Annotated in this window: 15 protein-coding genes; 2 read left to right on the top strand and 13 right to left on the bottom strand. The window is 44.6% G+C overall.

Annotated elements, in window-relative coordinates; translation table 11 throughout:
• Positions 1-4: 4 nt before the first annotated feature.
• From acpP to EC328_RS08540, 5 genes are read right to left on the bottom strand one after another with little or no spacing between them, the layout of a single operon-like run.
• Complete coding sequence (gene acpP, locus EC328_RS08520) at positions 5-235, bottom strand: acyl carrier protein (RefSeq protein ID WP_128426390.1); 231 nt, start codon at positions 233-235, stop codon at positions 5-7.
• 19 nt (positions 236-254) lie between these two features.
• Positions 255-992: a 3-oxoacyl-[acyl-carrier-protein] reductase gene (gene fabG / locus EC328_RS08525; RefSeq protein ID WP_128426391.1), complete on the bottom strand. Its 738-nt coding sequence runs from the start codon at positions 990-992 to the stop codon at positions 255-257.
• A 3-nt stretch (positions 993-995) separates the two neighbouring features.
• Positions 996-1949, bottom strand: a complete 954-nt coding sequence (gene fabD / locus EC328_RS08530; RefSeq protein WP_128426392.1) for an ACP S-malonyltransferase — start codon at positions 1947-1949, stop codon at positions 996-998.
• On the bottom strand, positions 1942-2901 hold the full coding sequence (gene fabK / locus EC328_RS08535) for an enoyl-[acyl-carrier-protein] reductase FabK (protein ID WP_128426393.1): 960 nt from the start codon (positions 2899-2901) through the stop codon (positions 1942-1944). The genes fabD and fabK overlap by 8 nt, the downstream gene beginning before the upstream one ends.
• Positions 2894-3901, bottom strand: coding sequence for a beta-ketoacyl-ACP synthase III (locus EC328_RS08540; RefSeq protein ID WP_276318533.1), 1008 nt, complete (start codon positions 3899-3901; stop codon positions 2894-2896). Before EC328_RS08540 ends, fabK begins: the two co-directional genes overlap by 8 nt.
• 190 nt (positions 3902-4091) lie before the next feature.
• On the opposite strand from EC328_RS08540, the gene fabZ reads away from it, so the two are divergent.
• Together fabZ and EC328_RS08550 are read left to right on the top strand one after the other, a co-directional pair.
• A complete protein-coding gene (gene fabZ / locus EC328_RS08545; RefSeq protein WP_128426394.1) occupies positions 4092-4523 on the top strand; it encodes a 3-hydroxyacyl-ACP dehydratase FabZ in 432 nt (143 codons plus the stop codon).
• A gap of 14 nt (positions 4524-4537) precedes the next feature.
• Positions 4538-5602, top strand: a complete 1065-nt coding sequence (locus tag EC328_RS08550; RefSeq protein WP_128426395.1) for an NAD(P)H-dependent flavin oxidoreductase — start codon at positions 4538-4540, stop codon at positions 5600-5602.
• A 19-nt stretch (positions 5603-5621) separates the two neighbouring features.
• On the opposite strand, the gene EC328_RS08555 is transcribed toward EC328_RS08550, so the two are convergent.
• From EC328_RS08555 to buk (EC328_RS08590), 8 genes are read right to left on the bottom strand one after another with little or no spacing between them, the layout of a single operon-like run.
• Entirely contained in the window at positions 5622-6173 is a 552-nt protein-coding gene (locus tag EC328_RS08555; protein ID WP_128426396.1) for a 2-oxoacid:acceptor oxidoreductase family protein, read from the bottom strand.
• Positions 6174-6175: 2 nt separating this feature from the next.
• Positions 6176-6922 (bottom strand): thiamine pyrophosphate-dependent enzyme, encoded by a 747-nt coding sequence (locus tag EC328_RS08560; RefSeq protein WP_128426397.1) that lies wholly within the window; start codon positions 6920-6922, stop codon positions 6176-6178.
• Positions 6922-7986, bottom strand: coding sequence for a 3-methyl-2-oxobutanoate dehydrogenase subunit VorB (locus tag EC328_RS08565; protein ID WP_128426398.1), 1065 nt, complete (start codon positions 7984-7986; stop codon positions 6922-6924). Before EC328_RS08565 ends, EC328_RS08560 begins: the two co-directional genes overlap by 1 nt.
• A gap of 13 nt (positions 7987-7999) precedes the next feature.
• A complete protein-coding gene (locus EC328_RS08570; protein ID WP_128426399.1) occupies positions 8000-8221 on the bottom strand; it encodes a 4Fe-4S binding protein in 222 nt (73 codons plus the stop codon).
• 20 nt (positions 8222-8241) lie between these two features.
• The gene (locus EC328_RS08575) at positions 8242-8916 is read right to left on the bottom strand and encodes a nucleotide-binding protein (protein WP_128426400.1); all 675 of its coding nucleotides are present in this window, start codon (positions 8914-8916) and stop codon (positions 8242-8244) included.
• Positions 8917-8925: 9 nt separating this feature from the next.
• On the bottom strand, positions 8926-9999 hold the full coding sequence (buk, locus tag EC328_RS08580) for a butyrate kinase (protein ID WP_240671466.1): 1074 nt from the start codon (positions 9997-9999) through the stop codon (positions 8926-8928).
• Between the two features lie 12 nt (positions 10000-10011).
• Positions 10012-10905 (bottom strand): phosphate butyryltransferase, encoded by an 894-nt coding sequence (locus EC328_RS08585; RefSeq protein WP_128426402.1) that lies wholly within the window; start codon positions 10903-10905, stop codon positions 10012-10014.
• A 2-nt stretch (positions 10906-10907) separates the two neighbouring features.
• A complete protein-coding gene (buk, locus tag EC328_RS08590; protein WP_128426403.1) occupies positions 10908-11990 on the bottom strand; it encodes a butyrate kinase in 1083 nt (360 codons plus the stop codon).
• Positions 11991-11995 lie beyond the last annotated feature (5 nt).

Consider the following 11995-nt stretch of genomic DNA (forward strand, 5'->3'; position numbering starts at 1 on the left):
TGAATTAGGCTATTTTCCCTTCTACGTATTTTACGATATCTCCGATATTTTTGAATCCTTCTGCGTCCTCGTCAGGAATCTCTATTCCAAACTCATCCTCGAGGGCCATCATTATTTCTACAGCGTCAAGGGAGTCTGCCTCAAGATCCTTCATCATTGATGTCTCCATGGTTATTCCTTCTGCCTCTGCATCAAGCTGCTCTGCAATTATCTTTTTTACTTTTTCAAATACCATTTTTATATTCCTCCTTAAATTATATGTGCATTCCGCCATCTATTTGAATTACCTGCCCAGTGATGTAATCTGAGTCCTCGCTTGCAAGGAAATTCACCAAATTGCTTATTTCCTTCGGCTCCGCAAGATAGCCAAGCGGTATGGATTTAAGCATCTCTTGTATTACCTCTTCCTTGAGCGCATCAGTCATATCTGTTTTTATAAAGCCCGGAGCTATTGCATTCACCCTTATGCCCCTGGAGGCCAGTTCCTTGGCTGTGGACTTTGTAAGCCCTATAAGTCCGGCCTTTGAAGCGGAATAATTTGCTTGCCCCGCATTGCCCATAACTCCTACAACTGACGATATGTTTATGATCTTTCCATATCTGTTTTTCATCATTCCCCTTACTACTGCCTTAGTGGTTAGAAATGCTCCCTTAAGGTTTGTCTGCATTACCTGGTCCCAGTCGTCCTCACTCATTCTTATGAGAAGATTATCCCTGGTTATCCCTGCGTTGTTGACCAGTATATCTATCCTTCCAAGACTTTCCTCGACCTGGATTACCATTTCTTCAACCTGCTCCTTATTGCCGGTATCAGCTTTGACTGCAACAGCCTTAACTCCCAATTCTATTAGCTCATCAACTACTTTTAAAGCTGTCTCTTCGCTTCTGATAAAGGTTATTGCGACATTGCATCCCCTTGCCGCAAGTCCCAGCGCGATCTCTCTTCCTATCCCCCGGCTTCCACCTGTTACAAGTGCTGTTTTGCCCTTCATTGACTAAGCCCCCTTTGTAAGCTTCTCAACAGTTTCCTTGAAGCTTTCCACAGAAGATACGTTAAGTATCCTGACATCCTTACCCATTGCCTTGCTTATTCTCTTTGCAAAGCCGGAAAGTGACTTTCCAGGCCCGATCTCAATGAAGGTATCAACTCCTTCATCAATCATGTACTCGATTGACTGCTGCCACATTACTGAGCTTGAGACCTGGTCTACCAGTTTGCCAACAAGCTCTTCCCTGCAGCCAATCACCTTTCCGTCCACGTTTGAGACTACCTTTTTTTCAAGCTCTCCCAGGGATACCTTCCTCAGTTCTCCCTCGAGCCTAACTCCTGCCGGAGTTAGCATCGAGGTGTGGAAAGGTGCACTGACCGGGAGCTCTACAGCTTTTTTTGCACCCAGTTCCATTGCCTTGGCGCAAGCTATAGATAATCCTTTCTTTTCGCCGGATATAACTATCTGATCCGGACTGTTGTAGTTTGCTACCTCTACTATGCCAAAATCTTTTGATGCTTCAAGGACTAAAGGCAACAGATCTCTGTCCATACCCAACAATGCTGCCATACCACCTACTCCCTGCGGAACGGCCTCCTGCATGAACTTGCCTCTTTCCCTGACTATTTTAAGTGCATCAGAAAATCTCAACGCTTTACTCATAACCAACGAACTGTATTCTCCAAGGCTCAGGCCAGCGGTGTAATCACAGTCGATACCCTCTTTTTCAAGAGCTTTAAGCATCGCAATACTGGCGGTAAGAATTGCCGGTTGGGTATTCTCGGTTTTCTTGAGTTCCTCCTCGGATCCCTCGAATATCAGGCCTGAAAGATCCATTTGAAGTGCTTCGTCTGCCTCCTTGAATACCTCCTTGGACTCTCTTATTTGTTCAAAGAAATCTCTGCCCATTCCTATATGTTGAGCTCCCTGGCCAGGGAACAAAAATGCTGTCTTAGCCATCAAGGCCACCTCCTGATAATTGCCTGATCCTTTCATGGGAAGTCATAGCTTCCTGAACCATGCCCTCAATTATATCCCTGCAGCTTTTTATATCCTTTATCATCCCTGCTATCTGACCAGACATAACTGAGCCGTTATCAATATCTCCATCTACTACTGCAAGTCTTAACTTGCCTGCGCCAGCGGCTTCAAGCTCCTCTACAGACGCTCCGTTTCTTTCCATTTCCAGAAACTCACGGGTAAATTGATTCTTTATTACCCTTACAGGGTGACCGGTAGTTCTTCCTGTTACGATTGCATCCCTGTCCTTTGCATTTATCAGGGCATCCTTGTAGCTTGAATGGACCTTCGCTTCAGTTGAGCACACAAATCTTGTCCCAACCTGTACTCCCTCGGCACCAAGAGCAAGGGCAGCAATAAAGCCTCTCCCATCGGCTATCCCGCCTGCTGCAATCACCGGAAGATCAACAGCATCACATACCTGTGGTACAAGAGCCATGGTTGTAAGCTCCCCTATATGGCCTCCAGCCTCAGTTCCCTCAACTATCAAAGCATCTACTCCCTGTTTTTCAAGCCTCTTTGCAAGAGCCACAGAGGGTACTACAGGTATGACCTTGATCCCCTTTTCTCTGAATCGGTCAAGGTATTTTCCAGGATTTCCTGCTCCGGTGGTTACTACGGGAACCCCCTCCTGACACACTATGTCCACAACATCTTCAACAAATGGTGAAAGGAGCATAATATTCACACCAAAGGGTTTATCGGTTTTTTTCTTAAGTGCTCTTATTTCATTCCTTACAAAATCTCCAGGTGCATTTCCCGCTGCAATTATTCCAAGACCTCCAGCCTCAGATACTGCTGCTGCAAGCTCATGAGTAGCTACCCATGCCATACCGCCCTGTATGATAGGGTATTGAATACCTAATAATTTAGTTACTCTTGTTTTAAACATCCCTGTCCCTCCTGTTCCACCGCATGACAATAGAAGCCCAGGATAATCCTGCACCAAATGCGATAAGAAGTACCACATCTCCTTGTTTGATCTTCCCTTCCCTGAAGGCCTCATCAAGAGCAACAGGAACTGAAGCAGCGGACATGTTGCCGTACTTATCCATATTTATATGTGTTTTTTCTCTTCCCAGCTGCAACTTTTTCATTGCTGCATCAACAATCCTCATATTTGCCTGGTGGGGTATGAAGAAATCAAGCTGGTCCTGAGTCAGTCCCGCCTCTTCCAGAACTCTCATGGACGATTTTTCCATTACCCTTACAGCAAATTTAAAGACCTCTTTGCCATCCATTTTTATTGTGTGAAGCTTGTTCTTAACTGTTTCTGCAGTTGCCGGATATCTCGAGCCGCCTGCAGGCAATATCAAAACGTCTCCGTTGAGACCATCTGACCCAAGCTCTGAAGCTAAAATCCCAAAACTTTCGTCACATGATTCCAATACACACGCTCCTGCACCGTCTCCAAATAATACACAGGTGTTTCTGTCAGTCCAGTCCACTATCTTTGAGAGAGTTTCAGCACCAATAACCAAAACCTTCTTATACATCCCGGAAGTAATAAAGTTAGCTCCGGTAACCATGCCGTAGATGAATCCTGAACAGCCAACGCTTAAGTCAAATGCAGCTGCCTTTGATGCTCCAAGGTTTTTTTGCACAAGAGCGGCTGTCGACGGAAACGCATGGTCAGGTGTAGCAGTAGCGACGATGATCAGATCCAGTTCATCCGCATCCAATCCTGAATCCTCTAAAGCAAGCTCCGCTGCCTTAATGGCCAGATCAGATGTCGCAACATTCTCGTCAGCCACTCTTCTCTCCTTGATACCAGTTCGGGTTACTATCCATTCGTCGCTCGTTTCCACAAGCTTTGAAATGTCATCATTGGTTACGACCCTTTCCGGTACATAGCTTCCAAGACCGGTTATTCCAACCGATATTTTTTTCAATTGTCCACCTCCTGATTGACTGCATCGTCTTTTATAAAGACAACACCTCCACTAATTAATAGTTTGCAAAAATCATCAATTTAAATTATTATTGAGCTTAGGCGAATGCAAACTTAAGGATAGTATAAAGCATATCGAAAGCTTTTGCAATATTTTTCTGGCCAAATGGCCTGAGACAGGAGGTTATAGGATGAAGGTATACGGGATAAAGGATATAATTGAAGTCATCCCACACAGATACCCTTTTCTTTTTATTGACAGGGTCGAAGTAAGCGAAGAGGCTCTTAAGGGTACAGGCTATAAAAATGTTACTGTGAATGAAAACTACTTTACAGGACACTTCCCGAATAATCCTGTCATGCCTGGTGTCATCATAATAGAGACAATGGCGCAGGCAGGAGCAGTGATTCTTTTGTCCCAGGAGCAATTCAAGGGTAAGACTGCCTATTTTGCAGGGATCAACAAATTTAGATTCAAGAGAAAGGTAGTACCAGGTGATTGCTTAAGGATAGAGGTAGAGATTACAAGAGTTCGAGGCGGAATAGGAATTGGAGAGGGCAAGGCTTTCGTGGGCGAAGAGCTTGCAGCTGAGGGAGAATTCATGTTCGCGATCGAAAACTGATGGAGGGATCTATAATGGATAAATTAAGAATTGGCAACAAGCTTGCCAGAGTACCGATAATCCAGGGTGGTATGGGAGTTGGAGTTTCCCTCTCGGGGCTTGCATCTGCAGTTGCCAATCAAGGTGGTATCGGTACAATTTCAGGAGTTCAGATAGGATTTAGGGAGCCTGATTTTACAACCAATACAAATGAGGCAAACATAAGAGGATTGAAGAAAGAAATAAGGTTAGCGCGTGAAAAGAGTCCGTACGGAATTCTTGCAGTCAACATTATGGTTGCTATCGATAACTATAAGGAAATGGTCAAAGCAGCAGTTGAAGAAGGTGTTGACTTGATAATTTCTGGAGCCGGTTTACCTAGTGAGCTACCTGAGCTTGTGAAGGGCAGCGATACAAAAATCGCACCTATAGTATCCTCCGGTAAGGCGGCTGCAGTAATTACCAAGTTATGGACTAAGAGGCACAACTATTTGCCTGATCTAATCATCGTGGAAGGCCCATTGGCTGGAGGGCATCTTGGTTTTTCTGAGGAGATCCTGAAAAGCGGCAATCTCCCTGATATTCGTGATCTGGTCAAAGAAGTCAGGGAAGCGATCAGATCCTATGAGGATACCTGCGACAAGAAGATCCCTATTGCAGCCGCAGGAGGTATATACTATAGTGAGGAAATCAGGGAGCTTCTCCAGATAGGTGCAGATGCTGTTCAACTTGGCAGCCGTTTCGTTGCTACCCAGGAGTGTGATGCACATATAAGCTTCAAGGAGGCTTATATCCAGAGCAAAAATGAAGACATTGGATATGTTAAAAGCCCAGTCGGAATGCCTGGTCAGGCAATCCTAAATGATTTTATAAGAAGGGTATCCCTGGAGAGAGAAAGGGTGACGAAATGCTACAACTGTCTTACACCCTGCAACCCGGCCACTACTCAATATTGCATAACAAGTGCGCTGATAAGATCTGTAACCGGTGATGTGGACAACGGTCTGATATTCATAGGGAAAAGAGGTTACCTGATCGACAGGATAACTACCGTAAAAGAGTTGATTGAAGAGCTTACACAAAGCCTGACGCTGGACTGACAGTCCAGCGTCTTTATATTTATACGTTTGCAGTTTCTCTTACGGCTTTTGCTCCTCTTTCAAGAGCTTCCTTATTGATCGGAAGCAGATGAGCCTTGGATTCGCCAAAAACCTTGCCAAATGCTTTTTCTATTGACTCAAAGCTTACAACATTGGTTTTTTCAAGTACAGCTCCAAGCATTACCATGTTTGCTATCCTTGGGTTTCCAAGTTCGTTGGCAATATCGTTGGCAGGAACATAGTATACCTCAATGTCGTCTCTTGTTGATTTTCTTGATATTAATGAAGAATTTATAAATAGTCTGCCGCCTGCTTCGACACTATCTTCAAATTTATCTAAAGAAGGCAGGTTGAGAACTATTACTGTAGATGCTTCAACTACTACAGGAGAGCCCACGGGATCAGTTGATACTGTAACGTTGCAGTTTGCAGTTCCGCCTCTCATTTCTGGTCCATATGATGGCAGCCAGGATACATTTTTGTTTTCGATCATCCCTGAGTATGTTAAAAGCTGGCCCATCGCCATTACACCCTGTCCTCCAAAGCCGGCGATTATCAATCTCTCATCCATATCTATTTAACCTCCTCTGGCTTTTTAAAGTTACCCAATGGATAATATGGTATCATGTTGTCACCAAGCCATTTCATCGCTTCAACAGGAGTTAGTCCCCAGTTTGTCGGGCATGTCGAAAGCACTTCCACTATACCGAAGCCCTTGCCTTCCAGTTGGACCTTGAAGCACTCAAGAATCGCTTTCTTGGCTTTCTTTATGTTAGCTGGAGTATTTACTGCAACTCTCTCAACAAATACTGCTCCATCGATAGTTGCAAGTAGCTCACTCATTCTTATCGGTCTTCCCGCTGTAGCTTCATCTCTGCCGTATGGCGCTGTAGTCGCCTTCTGACCAACGAGTGTCGTAGGAGCCATTTGTCCGCCTGTCATCCCGTAGATTGCGTTGTTTACGAATACAGTTGAGAACTTCTCTCCTCTATGCGCGGCGTGAACGATTTCTGCGGTTCCAATAGCAGCCAGGTCACCGTCTCCCTGGTAAGTGAAAACAAAATTGTTTGGGTGAACTCTCTTTATTCCAGTTGCTACGGCTGGAGCACGTCCATGAGCAGCCTCATGCATGTCACAATTAAAGTAGTTATAAGCTAAAACAGAGCAGCCAACCGGAGCAACTCCGATGGCATTTTCAAGAACTCCCAGTTCAACCAGTGCTTCAGCAACCAGTCTGTGGATAACGCCATGGGTACATCCTGGACAATAGTGGAAGGTCTTGTCAGTCAACCCCTTAGTCTTTTCAAATATGACAGCCATTATTTGTCACCTCCAAGAATTTCCTTAACCTTATTGGCTATTTCCTCTGGAGTTGGTACCATTCCACCTGATCGTCCGTGATAATAGGTTGGCATGGAGCCGTTAAGTGATAGCCTTACATCATCGATCATTTGTCCACCAGCACTCATCTCAACTGTCAAAACTCCCTTACATGCTGGATTTATCTTCTCAAAAGCCTCATTTGGGAATGGATAAAGGCTGATTGGCCTTATCATACCTATCTTGTAGCCTTCCTTCTCTAACTTGCTTATTGCAGTTTTTGCAATTCTTGAAGTTGTCCCATATGCACTTATTACAAGGTCTGCATCCTCTATGTTATATGTTTCAACTCTCTTCTCGTTCTCTCTTATCCTTGCAAATTTAGCCTGAAGATTGTGATTGTGTTTTTCCAGAAGCTCTGCTTCAAGGAATAGAGAGTTTATTATGTTAGGTTTTCTTTTGCCGCCTGTACCTACTGTGGCCCAATCCTTTACAGGCAGGTCCTTCTCGGGTCTTTCCTTGAATTCGACTGGCTCCATCATTTGACCGATCATACCATCGCCAAGTATCATGACAGGAGTCCTGTAAAGGTCAGCCAGATCAAATCCATCAATAATAAGGTCAACAAGCTCCTGTACATTAGCAGGTGCGAGAACTATCAGTCTATAGTCTCCATTACCTCCACCTCTGGTCGCAAGGAAATAATCGCCCTGGGCAGCCTGGATCGATCCTAAGCCTGGACCTCCTCTGGCCATATCGACAATTATACATGGCAGCTCAGCTCCTGCAAGATAGGATATCCCTTCCTGTTTAAGAGCTATACCAGGGCTGGATGATGAAGTCATTACCCTTGCTCCTGAACCTGACGCTCCGTATACCATGTTTATTGCAGCAACCTCTGATTCAGCCTGAACGAACACTCCACCTATCTTGGGGAGCTCTCTTGATAAATATTCGGGGACCTCGCTCTGAGGAGTTATCGGATATCCGAAGAAGTATTTGCATCCAGCAGCTATCGCAGCAGCTCCTACAGCTTCGTTCCCCTTCATGAGAACCTTAGTCATATGTAACCCTCCTTTAAAGTCTTTCTACAGTTATAACCAAATCCGGGCAAACCGTTGCACAGTTAGAGCATGCGATACATTTATCCATTTCCTCAATAGCGGCTGGATAATAACCTTTCTTATTTATCCTGCCAGTGTCAAGTGAAATAATATTGACTGGACATACAGATACACAAAGACCGCAGCCCTTGCACAGGTCCTCATCGAAAGTCACGTTGCCTTTGACCTTTGCCATAATCTTATTCCTCCTTTTTCTTATATCATCCATTCTTCCCGCATATAAAGCTGGATCGGGAAGACATTGGTTTTTACCTCATCCGGCAGTTTATCTGCAAGGCTTTCAAGACAAGAATTATATCTTAGTGGAATACCTGTCGCCTCTGAAACCTTTACCGCCAGATCGTAACCTCTTATAACATCCTCCACAGAGGTTGCCTTAAGCATATGAGTATTATTGACTATACCTGTAACCTTTGCTCTTGCTGTTGCTTCGATCTTTGCAATGTACTCCATTGCTTTATCTACAGACTGAGTTTCAGGTCTGTTGGCATTGAGTACGAAGAACATATCATACTCTCCATCTCTTAGTATTGGGAAGTATCTTCCCAATGCCCTTGCTCCCGCCGGATCACCGCCAACGTCAAGAATTGCATCGTAGCTTTTATCCTGAAGAGGGGTTGCAGCTTCTCCGGAAATTGCCGGTACATCGAGAGCATTGCCCTCAAGATTACTTCCTACAACTTTGATCCCTATTTCTGCGAGAAGGGCAGTCTTTTCCCTGGATCTGAAGTAAGGGTTGATGACGTCGAGATCCACAAGACCTACCTTCCTTCCCATCTTAGCAAGCTTTACTGCATAATTTACACTGAATTCTGTCTTCCCACTGCCATAATGTCCTATGACTATTCTTATTCTCTTGTCGTTTTTCATCAGGTTCTCCTAACTATAAATCTTCGGTTCCTCCTCGCCGGAAAGCACTCTTTGTCCTCCCTCAGCAAGAGCTTTGAACTCATCCTCACCAGGATAAACAGTAACACCGGCAATATAACCTATCATTTCCTCTAACCAGCCTACAAACATCTTATCGTAAGCGATACCTCCAGTTATTATTATCTGATCTACATCGCCTTTAAGAACTGCCGAGGACGCTCCGATCTCCTTTGCTACCTGATATGCCATCGCCTGGTAAACAAGCTTTGCATATTGATCTCCTCTTTCTATCCTTTGCACTACCTCGCGTGCATCATTGGTTCCAAGGTAGGATACTATCCCCCCGTTTCCAACAATCTTTTTCTGGAGTTCACTCTTTGTATATTTACCTGAGAAGCATAGCTCAACCAGATCCCATATTGGAAGCCCTCCAGCTCGTTCAGGTGAGAAGGGCCCTTCTCCGTTTAATGCGTTAGGAACGTCTATAACTCTGCCTTTTTTGTGTGCACCAACGGATATTCCACCTCCAAGGTGAACAACAATAAGGTTTAGATCCTCATATTTCTTCCCAAGGGAAAGTGCATATCTTCTTGCAACGGCCTTTTGATTCAATGCGTGGAATATACTTATCCTCTCGATTCCTTTAAGGCCTGATATCCTTGCAATTTCCTGAAGTTCATCAACGACAACAGGGTCGACTATGAATGCTCTGGATCCAATTTCCTTGGCTATCTCATTGGCGATCAGCCCACCCAGGTTGGAAGCATGCATGCCCCGCTTCGAACTCCTCAGATCTTTGAGCATTTCCTCATTTACCTCATAGGTTCCTCCTTCGATTGGCTTCAGAAGACCGCCTCTGCCTATTACTGCGGAAATCGTTTTCTTGTCGATCGCATTTTCCCTAAGAGCATTTAAAATGATTTCCTTCCTGAATTCCAACTGCTGGATTACATCCCCGAACTTTGATAGCTCTTCTACATCATGTCTCAAAGTTTCCTCAAATACCATGGTATTACCATCATAAACTGCAATCTTTGTGGAGGTACTTCCTGGATTAATTATCAGCATCCTGTAATTTTTCATACACATCTCTCCCTATGCCATTAATGTGGCCAAGACTATTGAATTGAGCTTTGCTTCCTCACTGTCAGCCCTGGAGGTCAAAACGATCGGTTTGCTGGTACCAACAATCAAACCAGCCGATTTCGCATTTCCAAGGAAGGTAAGTGATTTGTAAAGTATATTGCCTGCCTCTATGTCAGGGGCGAGAAGTATATCCGCATCTCCTGCAACCTCGCTGTCAATTCCCTTTATCCTCGCAGACTCCTTGCTTACGGCATTGTCAAGCGCAAGTGGTCCGTCGACGATGCAGCCTTTGATCTCTCCCGACTTATTCATATCAGCCAATGCCTTTGCATGGACAGTTGCCTCCATCTTTTCACTTACCTTTTCCTTTGCCGCCAGAACGGCAACCTTGGGCTCAGCAATATCAAGTGCATGGGCAAGCTGAACAGCATTCTCTATTATCTGTTTCTTTTGGTTAAGATCAGGGGCAATTATCATCGCAGCATCCGTAACTATGAATATCTTGTGGTAGGTCGGTACGTCGAAGACTGCAACGTGGCTGATGACATTACCTGTCCTCAGACCAATTTCAGGGTCAAGAACCTGCTTCATAATAACCGAGGTATCGATCAGACCCTTCATAAGTACATGTGCTTCCCCGCTGCTTACAAGGCTTGTCGCCTTTCTTGCTGCAAGTGTTCCATCCTTTTCATCTATGATTTCGATCCCATTAAGATCAAAGCCAATATCGCTGGATATTTTCTCTATGCTTTCCTTGTCGCCAACCAAAACCGGAATGGCTATGCCTTTTTCATAGGCTTCCTTTATTGCTCCCAAAACGTCCTCATCCTGAGCTACAGCAACCGCTACCTTCTTAGGCCCCTTTTCAAGGGCAAGCTTAAACAGGCTTTCGAAATTTTTCACCTTTATTTCACCTCATTCTCATATATCTTATATTCTTCCTCTCCATCCAAAACTCTTCTTGCTCCCTGATTAAGTGCAATCATTTCATCCTCTCCTGGATAAACGGTCACTGGAGCTATGAAAGAAACCATTTCAGAGATCATATCAACCAAATATGCCGAGTACGCAAGGCCTCCGGTAAGTATGACTGTTGAAACCTTACCCTTAAGGACTGGACCGCAGGCTCCTATCTCTTTCCCTATTTGATACGCCATTGCATCGTATATCAGCCTGGCATATTCATCTCCAGCCTCTATTCTTTTTACGACCTCTCTTCCATCGAAGGTTCCAAGGTAGGAAACCAATCCTCCCTTTCCAACGAGCATCTTCTTGATCTGGCCTTCGGTATAATCACCTGAATAACACATGTCGATTATATCCCAAACTGGAAGACCTCCTGCTCTTTCAGGAGAGAATGGCCCCATATTATTCGCATTATTGGCATCCACTATTTTCCCATTTTTTATTGGAGATACAGAAATTCCTCCCCCCAAATGTGCAACTATAAGGTTCAACTCATCCATTGGAATGTCTCTTTCCCTGGAATATCTGTGGCAAACAGCCTTGATATTCAGTGCGTGCACTAAACTTTTTCTCGGAATTTCCTTTAGTCCCGACAACCTGGCTACATCTTCAAATTCATCAACTGCCACCGGATCGACGATAAATGATGGTATACCTGTCTGTTCAGCTATCCCCCTGGCAAGAAGTCCTCCCAGATTCGAAGCATGCTGCCCCTGGATTCCAATTTTCAGGTCCTCGATCATTGCATCAGTAACCTTGTAGGTACCGCTTGGCATCGGCTTAAGTAGTCCGCCTCGTCCCACCACTGCCTCCAGCTGGTCGAGAGTTACGCCTTCCTCCCTGAGCCAATCCATTATGATACCGAGTCTGTAGTCATACTGGCTTACGACTGAATCGAATCCCTCAAGGTCCTTAGCAATATGATCAAGCTTTTTAGTCTTGATTTCATCATTCCTATCGTATAAGGATACCTTTGTTGAAGTCGAACCAGGGTTTATAGCCAAAACATATTTTTTCTCCATATTGT

The organism is Gudongella oleilytica, assembly GCF_004101785.1.
GTDB classification, from domain to species: domain Bacteria; phylum Bacillota; class Clostridia; order Tissierellales; family Tissierellaceae; genus Gudongella; species Gudongella oleilytica.